The following is a 14,708-nucleotide window of genomic DNA, read 5'->3' as shown; positions in this document are numbered from 1 at the left end:
GCTCATCCCGCCACTCGTTCGCCCAGCCGACCGAGCCGATGCGCCGCTCCCCCGACCGCGCGGCCGAGATCCTTCACCGCCGAGGAATACCGGTGCAGCGGATAAGTGCGGTCGACGCCGACGCCGCCGTGCAAGTGATGACAGATCGCCAGCGCGGACGGCGCCTCATCGGTCAGCCAGTACGCCGCGATGTCCAGCTCCGTGTCCGCGTCCAAACCGGACGCCAGCCGCCACACCGCCGACAGCGCAGCCAGGTGCACGGTGCGGGAAGCGACGTAGACGTCCGCGATTTGCTGGGCCACCGCTTGGAAAGTCGCAAGTGGACGGCCGAATTGCTCGCGCTCGCCGACATGTTTGGCCGTCAACGCCAACGCTCCGGCAAGCAGTCCGTCGCCGAGCGCGAGCGCGCCCGCCAGCGCGTAGCGGTGCAGCGTCTGCAACGCATGGCCCGCCGTGCGGTCACGCAGGAAGTCCGCTTCGCTCACCTTCACGCCATCGAACCGCACCGTGTACTCCGGCGTCCCAGACGCGTTGTACGCGGGCAGCACTTCAACGCCGTCCGCACGCGGATCCACGAGCGCGACGCCGGTGCCGCCCGGCAACGCGATCGGCGTGAGAATCCGGGTCGCCTCCGCGGCGTATGGCACGTGCGTCTTGACGCCGGTCACCGCCCACGCACCGTCCGCCGCCGCACCGCTGGTCCCGGGGATGGAGGTCAGCGGTGCGGACGGCTCGTGCAAGGCAGCAGTGAGAATGCTCTCCCCCGCTGCCGCGGGCGGCAGGAACTCGGCGCGCTGCGCGGGGGTGCCGAGCGCCTCGATCGGCAGGATGCCGAGCGCCAGCACGGCGTACGCGGGCACCGCCGCCGCGGCCCGGCCCACCTCGGTGAGCACCGGGGCGACGTGCTCGACGCCGAGCCCGTCGCCGCCGAGGTCGGCCGGCAAAGGCAGCGCGAGCAGGCCCGCGTCGGCCAGCGCCCGCCACTGGTCCGCGGGCTCGTCGGCCTTCCCGAGCACTTGCGCGGCGAGCGAGGTGATCTCGCCCTGCGTATCGTCGGGGGTGAAGTCCACTCCGGTCTCCCTCCACCTAGGTGGAACACGTTCTATTTTTAGCCGGAATGGGCTGGCTCGGCAACCCCCAGGACCCGGGGCCCGGGCTGTGGATCGACCACGAAGCGGAGAGGGGCGGCACGCCGACGTGGGTGCGGAACAAGTTCTCAAATCAGCGCTGGGCGACGTCGGCTGGCAAGCCACGAGGAAGCTCGCGACCATCCCGCCCACCGCGGGCGTCCCCGACCCGAAGCCGCTGTCCCTTCCCGGCCGCGGCCAGACCGTCGTGGTCGACGTCGGCCCGCGGCACGCTCCCGCGGTGATCCTGCTGCACTCGGTGGCGTGCACCGGGCTGCTCACCTGGTACCCCGCACTGAAGCGGCTGTCGGCGAACCACCGGGTCGTCGTGTTCGACCAGCGCTGGCACGGCCAGGGCATCCGCACGCACGAGTTCAGCCTCGACGACTGCGCGGACGACGTGGCGGCGGTCGCGGACGCCCTGGGGATCGACGAGTTCATGGTCGCGGGCTACTCGATGGGCGGCATGGTCGGCCAGCTGACCGCCCACCGCTACCCGGACCGCGTCACCGGCCTGGTGCTGTGCTCGACGGCGAGCAACTTCCGCCGGGGCATCCGGCAACGCGTGGCGCTGGACCTGTTCGGCCGCACCCTGCACCTGCTGCGCGACCAGGCCCGCATCGGCCTCGTCCCGGGCGAACCCCGCCGCGAACGCCTCGCCCGGCTGGAGGACCACCGGTGGGCGCTGGAGGAATTCCGCTCGACGAGCCCGTGGGCGATCGCGGTCGCGCTGGACGAGATCGGGCGCTTCGATTCGACCCCGTGGCTGCACACTCTCGACCTGCCCGCAGCGGTGGTGGTGACTTCGCGGGACGGGTTCATTGCGCCCGCGCATCAGCGGAGTTTGGCGCGGCGGATCCCTGGGGCGGCGACTTATGAGATTCCGGCCGGGCATACTGCGTGTGTCTTCGCGGCGGACCAGTTTGTGGCCGCGCTGATGGCGGCGTGCACTTCGGTGCAGGCGGCTATCTCTGGGCAGGAGCGGATCGCGGACTCGGCTTAGGGGCTCGTAAGTGTTTATCCCGGTTCTAACCGGGATTGCCACTCACGACGTCCTTAGTAGGTCGAAACCAGGTCCGCGGGCCGAAGCTCCAACCGGTACGGCACCTCTAGCCGCACCGCATCGTCCCCGGAAGCTTCCCCGTCCAGCACATACTCGCCGTCAACCAGCCGGAAGCAGCTCAGCGTCGGCTCGTTCGGTTCGATCACCCAGTAGTACGGGCAGCCCGCCAGCGCGAGCCGGGCCGGTTTGAGAAACCGGTCGATGTGCCTGCTCGACGGCGACACCACCTCGACCGCCAGCACCGGGACGCCGACCAGCGCGCGTTCGGTGAACGTCTCGCGCCGCCCGACCACGACGTCCGGGATCATCACGGTGAACTCGTCGAGCACCACGTCCACCGGCGCGGGGAGGACCTCGCAGTCGGCAGGGCACACCGGGGTGAGCGCGGCCAGGAGGCGCGCGACCACCCGCTGGTGCAGCGGACGCGGGGACGGGCTCACCAGAAGCGTCCCGTCCACCAGCTCGTACCGGCGGCGTTCATCCGAGATCGTCTCCAGGTCCCGACGCGTGAGACGGTCGCCGTGCGCGAACATCGGGACTGTCATCATGCTGCCCCCGCTGGCGGGCCGACCGGAAACGACTCGGCCAGGGTAGTCGGGCACGCGCGGCAGCGCGAACCGTCCCGCGACCGGCCGCCGACCCGGCTAGCCCATTCGCCGCGGGGCTCGGCCGCCGAATCGCTCACCGTGGGTCACCGAAACGCGGGGATTCCGCCCCGGACAGCGCAGCCGTGCCCAGCGAACAGGTTCTTTCGCGGGAGCCGGGCGATTTATCGAAACCGCAATTCCGCGTCCAGTAAACGGCCATCACGGGATCACCTACCCGTTGCCTGGCCTCGAAAAACCCGCGTTGGCGCATCCCGAAAGGAAACCCTATCATCGGCGGTGCCCGCGTCCCGTGAATGGGTGATTCAGCGGAATTTCACCATTCCGCACGCCATTCGCGCTCCGTGATTAACCGGCCGGACCGCTGCGCCGCCTAGGCTGAACGGACGTCTTCGAATTCTTCTCCTCCGGTGGTGGTCGCATGCCTGCCCCCAGCCGCCCGGCGTCCCTCTTCCGCCTCGACGGCTCCGCCGCGGAAACCGACCTGCTGACCCCGCTGTCCCCCGAACAGATCAGCGCCGACCGCCCGGTCGACCTGCCCGGCGCCCGCGCACGACTGGTCGCCGGAGCGTTCCGCACCGAGGCCCCGCAATGGCTGCAGCACGCCGAAGCCCTCGGCGGCGGCCCGCTCGACCTGCCCTCGACGCTGCCGTTCGCCGTGCTCCTCGTGCCGCGCCCGCCGTGGACCTACGCGGTCACCTGGGGCGCGGGACATCTCGTGCTCAACGACGAACACGTCGAGCAGGGTTTCGGGCTGCGCTTCGGAATCCGCCGCCTCGACCCGTTCGACCTCGGGCTCGTCGCGAGCGCCGCGCTGGACGTTTCCGCGCGGGCCACCCAGATTTCGATCCCGGGCGGCGGCGAACTGTCCGCGTTCCGGCTCGAACCGTACGGAGATCTCGTCCACCGGCTCGCGGGTTCGGCAGACCTGACCGACCTCACCTACGGCCGGGTGACCGGCAAGCGCTACCGCATCCGCGTCGGCACCTCGCTGTGGGCGCCGCTGGCGAAGGATCCCGAAGCGTTCCTGGCCGATCTCGACGCTGTCGGTGCCGTCGTCGACGAACCGGACGCGGATTCCGCACTGCGCTTCATCGCCCAGACCCGCCCGATGGACCGGCACCACCCGCTCGTGCCCGAACTGGAACGGCAACTGGCCGAAGCACTCGGCGGCAGCGACGCACTCGGCCTCGCCTGGCCGTCGAGCGCCGCGAACGACGCGGAGAACGCCGGTTCGTTCCGCATCACCACGCTCGGTCCCGGCGGCCCGATCCACGTGCCCGGCCGCCTGGACCTGGAGCACTTGACCACCCGCCTCGCGACGATTCCCGTTGAGCGACGGCTGAAAGCCCTGCGCGCGGGCCGCATCACGACCTGCGCCGACGAGGCCGGCGCGGAACCCACCGGAGCGCCGCTGCCCGCCGCTCGCTGGCTGGTGTTCGAGACGACTGTCGAGCACACGCGGTACGTCTTCCATCAGGCCCGCTGGTACCGGATCGGCGAGACTTACGTGGCGCAGATGCGGGATCAGGTGCGCGACCTCTTGGCGCGCAAGCACATCTGGCCGGATATCACGTGGAAGCCGAGCGGTCAGCCTGATGACGAACACCGGTATTGCCAGCGAGTGGCGGCTCTCGCTCCGGGGTATCTGTGCCTGGACAAGGATTTCGCGAGCACTCCCCTGCATCCGCGATTCGAGCTGTGCGATCTGCTGGGGCCCGAGGATGAGCTGATCCACGTCAAATGGCTAGGTCGTGCGACGGCGGCCAGTCACCTCTACACGCAAGCGCTCGTGTCCGCCGAGGCTCTGCACGACGAGCCGGACGCGTTGGCACAACTGGCCGACAAGGTGTCTACATTGGACTCAGGGCGAATGCTGGGCGGCGCGCCGGACACCGTCGTGCTCGCTGCCGCTGGACGGGCGTGGAACGTGGACGAGCTGTTCACGCTCTCCCAGGTCGCCCTGCTGCGGCTGGACCGAGCGGTGCGCAGCCTGCGCGCGACGTTGAAGTTCGCCGACATCCCCTACACGGCGAAGAAGAAACGTCGTTAGACCGGCGCTGCCTTGCTCAGCTCGTCCAGAGCCTCCGGCAACGCGTCCGCCAGCGGCCACAGATCCTTCACCAATTCCTTGGCCCCCAGCAACCCCACCCCGACCTTGCCGTCATTCGACAACACCGTGATGTTGAGCCCCGCCCCGTGAAACACCGGCCCCAGCGGATACAGCCCGGTGATCCGCGCGCCCAGCAAATACAGCGGCATCGGCGGCCCGGGAACGTTCGAAATGATCAGGTTGTGCACCACTGGATGCCGTTCGGCCAGCCGCAGCGCCGAATACGCGCGCACGCCCAGTCCGAATACCGTCGCCGGGGAGAATTGGGCCCAGTCGGCGAGCATGTCGGCGTCGATGTCGTAATGGTGGTCCTTCGCCCGCCGGTTCGCCTCGGCCAGGAAGAACACGCGCGCCGCCGGGTCGGGCAAATGCGTGGGCAGCGAAGCGAAAAAGGCGGAAACCCGGTTGCTGCCGTGATCGCGTTCCGTGCGTTCATGCACCGACACCGGAACCGTCGCCACCAGCGGATCGCCCGGCAATTCGCCGCGAGCGAGCAGGAATTGCCGCAGTGCGCCGGAAACCAGCGCGAGCACCACGTCGTTCACGGTGACGCCGAAAGCGTCCTTCACCTGCTTCACCGCATCAAGGTCCAACTGCGCGAACGCGACCGAACGGTGTCCGGTGATAGTCCCGTTCAGCGAGGTTCGCGGCGCGGTGAACGGCACCGGCATTCCCTTGCCGCGCACGGTTTTCATCGCCCACTTCGGCACCAACCCCAGCAGCTCCGGCAGCAGCCGGGCAATCTCGAACGGCCGGTGCAGCAGCGAATCGGCGCTCTCGCGCAGCAGCCGCAACCGGGTCGGCAGGCCGTCGTTGTGCTGCTCGCCGGCAGGCAGCTCGGGCAGCGGCGCGTCGGGTTCGAGCCCGGCGAGGTAGCCGATCAGGCTGGCCCCGCCGACGCCGTCGACGCTCGCGTGGTGCATTTTCAGCAGCACCGCCAGCCGTCCGTCCGACAGCCCCTCGATGACGTAGCACTGCCACAGCGGTTGCGCGCGGTCGAGCCGCTGCCCGGCGATGTGCGCGCACATCTCGGCGAGCTCGCGGTCGTCGCCCGGCGCGGGCAGGCCGATCCGGTGCACGTGGTTGTCAAGGTCGAAATCCTCGTCCTCGACCCACACCGGATGGTTGAGGTTCCAGAGTGGATTGTGGAGTTTGCGGCGGAACGCCGGGATCACCGCGACGCGTTCGGCGAGGCGGCGCTTGAACTCGGGGAACGCGTAGCCGCCGGGCATGGTCGAACCGTCGAGCGTCAGCAGGCCGCAGACGTGCAGGACCTGCGAGGGCGTCTCCAGGTAGAGGAAGCTCGCATCCAGCCCGCTCAGTCGCTGCATGCCTGCCAGCGTAAGGCAGAACCCTGGCCGGGGCGCTCGGCGGAGGTAGCATCGGGCAGGTGAAACCGGACTTCGTGACCCGCCGGGCGGCGCAGCTCGGCCTCGCCGCGCTCGCGCTGCGGCCGCCGAAACCGCGGCCGACCTCGATCCCGGTGTTCTTCGCCGGCTGGCTCACCGGCGAGCTCGCGCCGCACCTGCTCGCTCTCACCGCGGCCGACACCGTGCAGCACGTCGCGCGCCACGGGTTGCACCGGCGCCGCGACCGCGCCGGGCTGGCGCTGGCGGCGCTGTCCGCAGCCGGTTTCGCCTCCCTGATCGCGACCTCGCAGAAGGCGCGCATCGAGGTCGAGTCCGCGCTCACCGAAGCACTCGGCGAGGACTACGCCGGCCAACTCGAGAGCCCGTCGGACTTCTCGACGCCGTGGGGACGGCTGCTGATGCCGTTCCGGATCCACGAACCGGACGTCGTGCGCGACCGGAATGTCGCTTACGCCCCTGGCGGCAAACGATTCCTGCTGGACGTCTACCGTCCGCGCGAAACCGTCCGCGACGCGCCGGTGCTGCTGCAGATCCACGGCGGCGCATGGACCATCGGCAACAAGGAACAGCAGGGCCTGCCGCTGATGCGCCACCTCGCCCGCCGCGGCTGGGTCTGCGTGGCGATCAACTACCCGCTCTCCCCCGCGTCGCGCTGGCCCGCGCACATCGTCGCCGCCAAGCAAGCGCTCGCCTGGATCCGCGAGCACATCGCGGAGTACGGCGGCGACCCGCGGTTCGTCGCGGTCACCGGCGGTTCGGCGGGCGGGCACCTGGCCGCGCTGCTCGCGCTGAGCCAGAACGACCCGGCGCTGCAGCCCGGTTTCGAGGAGGCGGACACGAGCGTGCAGGCCTGCGTGCCGCACTACGGCGTGTACGACATCGCCGCGTCGACCGGCGAGGAGGAAAGCCGGTACCGGCTGGAAAGCCTGATGGCGCGGCGGGTGTTCGCCCCGGAACACCGGCTGGACGACTATCTCGCGGCGTCCCCGATGGACCGGGTCGCCGAGGACGCGCCGCCGTTCTTCGTGATCCACGGCCGCCACGATTCGCTCGTGCCGGTCGCCGAGGCGCGGGAGTTCGTCGCCCGGCTGCGCGCCAAATCCGCCCATCCGGTGGCGTACGCGGAACTCGCCGGCGCGCAGCACGCGTTCGACGTGTTCCCGTCAATCCGCAGCACGCACGTGGTGCGCGGCGTCGAACACTTCCTCGATTGGGCTCGCGCTCAGGCGTTGACGCCGGTGAGCGAGAAGAATTCCTGACGCGACCGGGCGTCCTCGCGGAGCGTGCCCATCAGGGTGGACGTGACCGTGGACGAGCCGGTCGCCTGCACGCCGCGCAGGGTCATGCAGGTGTGCTCGGCCTCGATCACGACGCCGACGCCTTTCGGTGCCAGCTGGTCGCCGAGCCAGCCCGCGATCTGCTTCGTCAGCCGCTCCTGCACCTGCGGACGGCACGCGAAGTACTCGACGATCCGCGCGAGCTTCGACAGCCCGAGGATCCGCTCGCCCGGCAGATACCCGACGTGCGCGACGCCGATGAACGGCAGCAGGTGGTGTTCGCAGACCGACCGGACCGGGATGTCGCGGGCCAGCACCAGCTCGTCGTAGCCCTCGTCGTTGGGGAACGTGGTGAGGTCGAACTCGCGGGGCGTGAACAGCTCCGCGTACGCGCGGGCCATCCGGCCGGGGGTGCCGCGCAGGCTCTCCGAGTCGAGGCTGACGCCGAGCGCGCGCAGGAAGTCCCCCGCGGCGGTTTCAGCCGCGGCCAGGTCGAGGCCGGGATCGGGCTCGTGGACGACGCGGAGGGCGGTTCCGGACGACTGCATGGGCGATCCTCGGGCGGTCGGTGCTGGCAGGACGGGTTTCGCCTACAAATCTTGGTCTTATCGCCTCCCGGAGTCAATGTGACCAGGTGAACAAGCCGGGTAGCGGGTTCGGAGAACCTCGCTGGGCGTTATCGTGGGTGTGTGACGAGTGACCTGGCGACCATCCGCGCGGTAGCGGCGCTGGACGAGGACCTGCGCCGGGGGATGTACGCGTTCATCCGCGACGCCGGCCGCCCGGTGACGCGCGAGGAGGCGGCCTCGGCGGTCGGCATCTCGCGCAAGCTGGCGGCGTTCCACCTGGACAAACTCGTGACGGCCGGCCTCCTGCGCGCCCGCTACGAGACCGTCGGCGGCGTCCGCAAGGTGGGCCGCGCCCCGAAGGTCTACGAGCCCGCCGCGACCGACTTCGCGATCACCATCCCGCCCCGGCATCCGGACGTGCTGGCCGCGATCCTGGTGGACGCGGTCGCCTCGGCGGCCCCCGGGGAACCGGCCCGGGACGCGGCCCTGCGCGAGGCCGGAGCGCACGGCACCGCGGCCGGCGCCGCCGAACGCGAACGCTCCCGCCCGGGTCGGCTTGGCACGGAACGCGGGCTGACGCTGGCGAGCACGGTCCTGGCCCGGCACGGTTTCGAGCCGAACCGCGAGACGCCGGTGTGCCTGCGGATGCGCAACTGCCCGTTCCAGCCGCTGGCCGGTCGCGCGCCGGATCTGGTGTGCGGGATGACCGACCGGTTCCTGACCGGGGTCGTGGAGGGGCTGGAAGTGCCGGGGGTGGCTACGGCCCGGGTCGCGCCGCGCGATGGCGGGTGCTGCGTGGAGCTTCGGGGGTCTGAGTCAGCCGGTAGTTGACCGGCTGCAGATGCCGGGATCCGTCGACGGCCCTGGGCCTCGCATCGCAGCGGGAACGCTGCGTGGGACTTCTCGATGGCCGAGCCAGCCGGGTCCGCTTCAGCCTGCGGACGCGGTAGGCGGACTTGCGGGTTTCAGACTCGGCGGAGGTCGAGCATGAACTCGCGTTGCGGCACCAACCTGGCAGGGCTCCGGGGCTAGCCGAACGAAACCGCGCGCAGCACCCGCTCCACGTGGGCGGCGGGCCAGTCCTCCGTGAACGGTCGCGTGCGCAGCAGCCATCGGTGGAAAACCGGGCCCAGCAACAGTTCCGCGCCGTCCTCCGGGCATCCGACCCCGGCGCGGGCCAGGCGGTCGGCGATAGCGCGCAGTTGCGGGCCCAGCAGGCGGTCCAGGACTTCGGCACCGATCGCCGGGTCGGTCTGCAGTTCGGCGGTCACCGCGCGGAGCAGGCGGTCGGTCGCGGGGTCGGTCAGTTCGGCGATCATGCCGTGGACCAAGGTCGCCAAATCCGCGCGAAGATCGCCGGTGTCGGGGATGGCGACTTCGCCGGAAGCGTCCAGGCTTTGCTCCAGCAGCGCATCCAGCAGCACCGCGGCGGGCGACGACCACGTGCGGTACAGCGTTTGCTTTCCGGCGCCCGCGCGGGCCGCGATGCCCTCCATGGTCAGGCCGCCGAAACCGGACTCGGCGGCGAGGGAGAGCACCGCGGCGTGGACGCGGGCCCGGGTGCTGGCGCGGGCCATGTCAGATCTCCGCGTCGGCGAAACGCTTGTCCTGGCGGTAATCCGTCAGGCGTCCCGACAGTGCGGTCGCGACCATCGCGGGGGCATCGGCTCCTGCCAGGACACGCAGCCGTTGGTCGGCGGGGTCGTTGACGTGCCGCAGGATTTCGGCGGCGATGTCCGCGGGCGGGGTGCCGCCGCCGGTGCCGGTGGTGGCCCACGGAACGGTCGTCGTGCCGAACATTCGCTCGCGCAGGCCGTCGTACGCCGGGTTCGGGGTGGCGAACCGCATGCTGCCGGTGGCCCATTCGGTGTCCATCCCGCCCGGTTCGACGATGCTCACCCGCACACCGAACTCCGCGACCTCTTGCGCGATCGCTTCGCTCATTCCCTCCAGCCCCCACTTGCTCGCGCTGTAAAGCCCGAATCCCGGCACCGAACCGGCACCGCCGACCGAGGAGATCTGCACGACGTGGCCCGACCGCTGCTCGCGCAGCACCGGCAGCGCGGCTTGGGTCAGCCACAGCGCACCCAGCACGTTCGTCTCCAGGATGTCCCGCGCTTCGTCCTCGCTTACCTCTTCGGCCATGCCGACCAGCCCGTATCCGGCGTTGTTCACCACGACGTCCAGCCGGCCGAACTCGGACAGGGCCCGCTCCACGGTTTCCCGCGCCGCGGCCCGGTTACGCACGTCGAGCACGTGCTCGACGACATTCCGGTGCTCCGGCGCACTCCCTGACGCGCGGACGGTGGCCAGCACCCGGTCGCCCGCTTCCGCGGCGGCGATCGCCAACGCCCGGCCCAGGCCGCGGCTCGTTCCGGTGATCACCCATGTTCTCGTCATGCCGCAGACGGTAGCACGAAACGAGACGGTCCGTCTCGTTTTGCTGAGCGCACGTGATTCAGCCCTCCGCCGGGTAGGCGAGATCGACCGGCTGCTCGGCCGGAGGCCCGTCCGGCCACCATTGACCCGCGACTCGCACGAAGCGGTACCACCGGCTGTCCCGGCCATACCGGAGCTGCACCGGCCCGACCGTGATCCGGTTACGCCACACCTTCACCTCCCCCGGCAATTCCGCGAGTTCCGCGCGCGCCACCGCCAACGGCCCGGGTCCGGGACTCCACACCTCCCGCAACGCGGCCAACCCGCTGCGACCCGCTTCCCGCCACGCCTGCGCCGACACGATCAGCTCCGACGGCGCGACCTCAGCGGCAGTGGCCAGCCCGAACACGTCCGCTCCCGGCCGCGCGGCGCGACGGGCCAGGTCCTCGGCGAAAGTCAAGTCCGCCAAGGCATCCCGGGTGTGCAGGAGGCCGAACGCGAGCGACGCGGCATCGGCGGCCAGAGCGGTGAGGGCGGCGGACGTCAGGCCGGTGCGCGCGGGCGGATCGAGGTCGAGCACGGCGGGCGGACCGGGTTCGCCGGGGATCGCGGGCAACGGCGGCAGCGGCGCGATCCGCCGCGCGTATGCCTTTTTCGGTGTCAGCCCGACGTCCGGCGCGCGAGCCGGACGGGCGGCGCTGGGGGTCCGCAATTCGCGCAGCTGAGCCAAAACCTCGTCCCGGCCGCGCCCGCGCAGGGTGAACAGCACGAACGGATCGGCGTCCACCTCGTCGGCGACCAGGTAGTACACCGCAGCCACGTGTTTGCACGGATTCGCGCTGTCCGGACAGGAACAGCGCGGCCTCAGGTCGCCGGGTCCGGGCAGCAGGTCGGCCCCGGCCTCGCGAGCCTGGACGGCCAGTTCCTCCGGCAGTTCGCCATCGAGCAGGGCGGCGGCGTGCCCGAGCCGACGGCCCGCGACGTCGAGCAGCCTGTCCCATTCCTCGGCGCTGAACTCGCGCATCCGGATGGCGACGCGGTACGGATCCGGCCTGCTTCCGCGCACCCACGCGCTGATCTCGCCCGCGCTGATCGCCAGCTGGTCCACTACGCCCTTGCGCGCGTACGTCCGCCCGCGCGGCAGCCGGTTCGGGTCCAGCTTGGCGCGCTGCTCCAGCGCTTCCACCCACGCCCGGCCCCACCACCGGCTCCCGAACGTCCGCCGCGGCGGCATCAGCCGCTCCCGAGCCGGACGAGATCGGCGAGCTGGTCGTCGGACAGTTCGGTGATCCAGTCCTCCCCCGCGCCGACGACCGCGTCGGCCAGCCCGCGCTTGGTCTCCAGCACCGCGGCGACGCGCTCCTCCAGCGTGCCCTCCGCGATCAGCCGGTGCACCTGCACCGGCCGGTCCTGGCCGATCCGGTACGCGCGGTCGGTGGCCTGGTCCTCCACCGCCGGGTTCCACCAGCGGTCGTAGTGGATCACGTGCGTGGCCTGGGTGAGGTTGAGCCCGACGCCGCCCGCCTTGAGCGACAACAGGAACACCGGCACCTCGCCGGACTGGAACGCGGCCACCATCTCGTCGCGCTGATTCGGCCCCACCTCGCCGGACAGCAGCGCGGTCGGCAGCCCGCGCTCGGCCAGCCTTCGCTCCAGCAACCGGCACAGCCGCACGTACTGGCTGAACACCAGCACGCTCTCGCCTTCGTCGAGGATGACGTCCAGCAGTTCCTCGAACGCGGCGAGCTTGCCCGACCGTCCGCTCAGCGTGCCGGTGCTTTCCTTGAGGTAGTGCGCCGGGTGATTGCAGATCTGCTTGAGTTCGGTGAGCAGCTTCAGCACCTGGCCGCGCCGCTGCACCCCTTGCGCCTCACGGATTTGCGCGAGGTTTTCCCGCACCACCGCCTCGTACAGCGTGGTCTGCTCGGCGGTCAGCGGGACATACCGGTCGGTCTCGGTCTTGCGCGGCAGTTCCGGCGCGATGTCCGGGTCGGTTTTGCGGCGGCGCAACAGAAACGGCCGGACCGTCGCGGCCAGCCGACCGGTGACCGTCTCGTCCCGGTCCCGTTCGATCGGCCGCGCCACGGTGCGCCGGAACTTCTCCAGCGGGCCGAGCAGCCCCGGCGTGGTCCAGTCGAGCAGCGACCACAGTTCGGTGAGCCGGTTCTCCACCGGCGTGCCAGTGAGCGCCACGCGGGCTGCCGCGGGCACCTGCCGCAGCTCTTTTGCTGTGGCGGACAACGGGTTCTTGACGTGCTGCGCCTCGTCCGCCGCGACCATACCCCAGTCCACTTCGGACAGTAGCTCTCGGTCGCGGCGCAGCACCCCGTACGTGGCGAGCACGACCTCGTCCGGGGCCAGGTCGTCGAGATGCCGGCCGCCGCCGTGGAACCGGCGCACCGGGACGTCCGGCGCGAACTTGCCGAACTCTCGTTCCCAGTTGCCCAGCAGCGACGTCGGGCACAACACGAGCGTCGGCCCCGCCGCCTGCGCGCGGCGGTGCAGATGCAAGGCGATGAGCTGGATTGTCTTGCCCAGCCCCATATCGTCGGCGAGACAGGCGCCGAGGCCGAGTTCGGTCATGGCGATGAGCCAGCCCAGCCCGGCCCGTTGATACGGACGCAGCGTGGCAGTAAGTCCCGCCGGTTCCTCGACGGGCGCGGGATCCCGTTCGCGCAGCCGTTCGGCGAGCCCGGACAACGCTGGCTGCGGAGCGAACTCGACTCGTTCGCCGTCGACCTCCAGCTCGCCGGTGAGCGCCGCGGCCAGCGCTTCGGCACCGGTGAGCCGCGAACGCCGAGCCCGCATTCGCGCCAGCAGGGCGGGATCGAGCTTCACCCACTGGCCACGCAACCGGACCAGCGGACGTTTCGCTTCGGCGAGCGCCGCGACCTCTTCGTCGGTGAGTTCGCTGCCGCCGAGGCTGAGCCGCCAGCGGAATTCCAGCAGGCCGTTGAGCGGGAACGCGGGACCGGATTCGCTCGCCGGGGCTTGCGTCACGCTCGCCTTCGCCCGGACCTCGCCGGCGAAAAGATCCTTGGGCCACAAGACTTCGATGCCCGCGCCGCCCAGATCTCGCGCACCGGTGCCGAGCAGGTCGACTACGTCGTCGTCGGACAATGGAAGCGTGGTCGGTGCCGGTTCGGACAGGACTCGGCCCAGCGGCGGCCAGGCTCGCGCGCCTCGCCTGAGCCCCAGCAGAAGTTGCGTTTCCACTTGGTCGCCGAGCCGGTGCAGGACTGCTTCGGGAGCGTCCCAGAGGGTGGCTGCTTCGACCACCAGGCTCGGCTCGAGAGTGGAACGGACGGCCAGGACTCCGGCGAATTCCTCGTCAGTCGCTTCGATTCGCAGCAGCAGTTGTGCCCCGTCGGGGCGGCGGGCTTCTAGTTCGGTGAGCCATGCTGCGCCGTCTGGGTCTAGCAGTGTGGGTTGCGATTCCGCGAACGCCGTCCCGCCGGATCCGACCGCTGCTGCCGGGCTGCGCACGAGGACGTCCGCCGCTGCGTCCCATACCGCGCGGACTAGTGATTCTGGCGAGTGCAGGCGGATTCGCTTGACGCCGGATAGCGGCAGTGCGTGTGCTTCGGGGGGCAACGCAGCCGCGAGTCCGCGCAGGAGTTCCTCGTCGGCGGCGTCTAGCGGGCCTACTCGCCAGGTTCCTAGGCCGCTCGGGGTGGACGCTGGGCGCAACCGGCCGCGTGCTACGAGGTTCACCCCTGCGTTGACTACTGCCGACCATGCTGCCAGCGCCGGGCTGGTGTCGTCCGGCACGACGAGCAGCCTCGGGATGGCGGTTGCCAGCGGGATCAGCCGCGCTACTACCTCGGTGCGGGCGAATTTTCCGCCGCCGGGCAGGACTAGCTGGATCGGGGTGTCTCCCTCGATCTCGTCGCCCCACAGTGCCAGAACTCCCTCTCGCGGGGGATCCGAGGGGAGGTAGGTGGCTTGGGTGGTCTGGTCGAACTCCACTTGGGCACGGTAACGCTTGGGTACGACAGTTCTGCTCGTCGCCTGGCTGGGACCTCGTCGCCTGGCGGCGACATTGGTCCCATGGTTGCGTGGGGCACCCCGAAGCTTGAGTGTGCTGACGGTCTGGGGGTGCTTGTCAAGGCCTGTGCGTTGAGATAGTCGACGACCGTTGACGGCCGCGCCAGCGCCACCGCTTTGCCGCCGAGCCCGGCCCCGGTGTCGACCTGGATGTGCTG

The 14,708-nt window shown here is 70.6% G+C and carries 12 protein-coding genes; 4 read left to right on the top strand and 8 right to left on the bottom strand.

Features of this window, described 5'->3' with window-relative positions; genetic code table 11:
• Nucleotides 1-2 precede the first annotated feature (2 nt).
• Nucleotides 3-1,070, bottom strand: coding sequence for an acyl-CoA dehydrogenase family protein (locus ACWDNU_RS33995; RefSeq protein ID WP_449671873.1), 1,068 nt, complete (start codon nucleotides 1,068-1,070; stop codon nucleotides 3-5).
• A 127-nt stretch (nucleotides 1,071-1,197) separates the two neighbouring features.
• Here ACWDNU_RS33995 and ACWDNU_RS33990 point away from each other — a divergent pair, with 127 nt between their 5' ends.
• Nucleotides 1,198-2,130 (top strand): alpha/beta fold hydrolase, encoded by a 933-nt coding sequence (locus ACWDNU_RS33990; protein ID WP_449671872.1) that lies wholly within the window; start codon nucleotides 1,198-1,200, stop codon nucleotides 2,128-2,130.
• A gap of 53 nt (nucleotides 2,131-2,183) precedes the next feature.
• On the opposite strand, the gene ACWDNU_RS33985 is transcribed toward ACWDNU_RS33990, so the two are convergent.
• The gene (locus ACWDNU_RS33985) at nucleotides 2,184-2,723 is read right to left on the bottom strand and encodes a Uma2 family endonuclease (RefSeq protein ID WP_449671891.1); all 540 of its coding nucleotides are present in this window, start codon (nucleotides 2,721-2,723) and stop codon (nucleotides 2,184-2,186) included.
• A 493-nt stretch (nucleotides 2,724-3,216) separates the two neighbouring features.
• Between ACWDNU_RS33985 and ACWDNU_RS33980 the strand changes: the two genes are divergently transcribed.
• Nucleotides 3,217-4,848, top strand: a complete 1,632-nt coding sequence (locus ACWDNU_RS33980; RefSeq protein WP_449671871.1) for a TIGR04141 family sporadically distributed protein — start codon at nucleotides 3,217-3,219, stop codon at nucleotides 4,846-4,848.
• Here the strand turns inward: ACWDNU_RS33980 and ACWDNU_RS33975 are convergent.
• A complete protein-coding gene (locus ACWDNU_RS33975; protein ID WP_449671870.1) occupies nucleotides 4,845-6,239 on the bottom strand; it encodes a WS/DGAT/MGAT family O-acyltransferase in 1,395 nt (464 codons plus the stop codon). The genes ACWDNU_RS33980 and ACWDNU_RS33975 overlap by 4 nt on opposite strands.
• A 59-nt stretch (nucleotides 6,240-6,298) precedes the next feature.
• Here ACWDNU_RS33975 and ACWDNU_RS33970 point away from each other — a divergent pair, with 59 nt between their 5' ends.
• Nucleotides 6,299-7,537 carry an alpha/beta hydrolase fold domain-containing protein gene (locus tag ACWDNU_RS33970; RefSeq protein WP_370938974.1) on the top strand — a complete coding sequence of 413 codons (1,239 nt, stop codon included), beginning with the start codon at nucleotides 6,299-6,301 and terminating at the stop codon, nucleotides 7,535-7,537.
• Here the strand turns inward: ACWDNU_RS33970 and folE are convergent.
• On the bottom strand, nucleotides 7,501-8,103 hold the full coding sequence (gene folE, locus ACWDNU_RS33965) for a GTP cyclohydrolase I FolE (RefSeq protein ID WP_370938975.1): 603 nt from the start codon (nucleotides 8,101-8,103) through the stop codon (nucleotides 7,501-7,503). The two genes, ACWDNU_RS33970 and folE, sit on opposite strands and share 37 nt — an antisense overlap.
• A 141-nt stretch (nucleotides 8,104-8,244) precedes the next feature.
• On the opposite strand from folE, the gene ACWDNU_RS33960 reads away from it, so the two are divergent.
• Nucleotides 8,245-8,955: a helix-turn-helix transcriptional regulator gene (locus ACWDNU_RS33960; RefSeq protein ID WP_449671869.1), complete on the top strand. Its 711-nt coding sequence runs from the start codon at nucleotides 8,245-8,247 to the stop codon at nucleotides 8,953-8,955.
• 197 nt (nucleotides 8,956-9,152) lie between these two features.
• Here ACWDNU_RS33960 and ACWDNU_RS33955 read toward each other — a convergent pair whose 3' ends face one another.
• Genes ACWDNU_RS33955 through ACWDNU_RS33940 form a run of 4 tightly spaced genes read right to left on the bottom strand, consistent with a single transcriptional unit; the run spans nucleotide 9,153 to nucleotide 14,472 of the window.
• Nucleotides 9,153-9,701: a TetR/AcrR family transcriptional regulator gene (locus ACWDNU_RS33955; RefSeq protein WP_370938978.1), complete on the bottom strand. Its 549-nt coding sequence runs from the start codon at nucleotides 9,699-9,701 to the stop codon at nucleotides 9,153-9,155.
• 1 nt (nucleotide 9,702) lies between these two features.
• Nucleotides 9,703-10,524 carry an SDR family NAD(P)-dependent oxidoreductase gene (locus ACWDNU_RS33950; RefSeq protein ID WP_449671868.1) on the bottom strand — a complete coding sequence of 274 codons (822 nt, stop codon included), beginning with the start codon at nucleotides 10,522-10,524 and terminating at the stop codon, nucleotides 9,703-9,705.
• A gap of 58 nt (nucleotides 10,525-10,582) precedes the next feature.
• On the bottom strand, nucleotides 10,583-11,737 hold the full coding sequence (locus tag ACWDNU_RS33945; protein WP_449671867.1) for an SWIM zinc finger family protein: 1,155 nt from the start codon (nucleotides 11,735-11,737) through the stop codon (nucleotides 10,583-10,585).
• Entirely contained in the window at nucleotides 11,737-14,472 is a 2,736-nt protein-coding gene (locus ACWDNU_RS33940) for a DEAD/DEAH box helicase (protein ID WP_449671866.1), read from the bottom strand. Before ACWDNU_RS33940 ends, ACWDNU_RS33945 begins: the two co-directional genes overlap by 1 nt.
• Nucleotides 14,473-14,708: the final 236 nt, after the last annotated feature.

The organism is Amycolatopsis sp. NPDC003676, from assembly GCF_053587275.1.
This window is presented reverse-complemented; position numbering and strand designations above follow the sequence as displayed.

Coding starts and splice junctions, on each gene's coding strand:
- ACWDNU_RS33985 (WP_449671891.1), bottom strand. CDS start 2,723: ATGTTCGCGCACGGCGACCGTCTCACGCGTCGGGACCTGGAGACGATC.
- ACWDNU_RS33980 (WP_449671871.1), top strand. CDS start 3,217: ATGCCTGCCCCCAGCCGCCCGGCGTCCCTCTTCCGCCTCGACGGCTCC.
- ACWDNU_RS33975 (WP_449671870.1), bottom strand. CDS start 6,239: ATGCAGCGACTGAGCGGGCTGGATGCGAGCTTCCTCTACCTGGAGACG.
- folE (WP_370938975.1), bottom strand. CDS start 8,103: ATGCAGTCGTCCGGAACCGCCCTCCGCGTCGTCCACGAGCCCGATCCC.
- ACWDNU_RS33955 (WP_370938978.1), bottom strand. CDS start 9,701: ATGGCCCGCGCCAGCACCCGGGCCCGCGTCCACGCCGCGGTGCTCTCC.
- ACWDNU_RS33950 (WP_449671868.1), bottom strand. CDS start 10,524: ATGACGAGAACATGGGTGATCACCGGAACGAGCCGCGGCCTGGGCCGG.
- ACWDNU_RS33945 (WP_449671867.1), bottom strand. CDS start 11,737: ATGCCGCCGCGGCGGACGTTCGGGAGCCGGTGGTGGGGCCGGGCGTGG.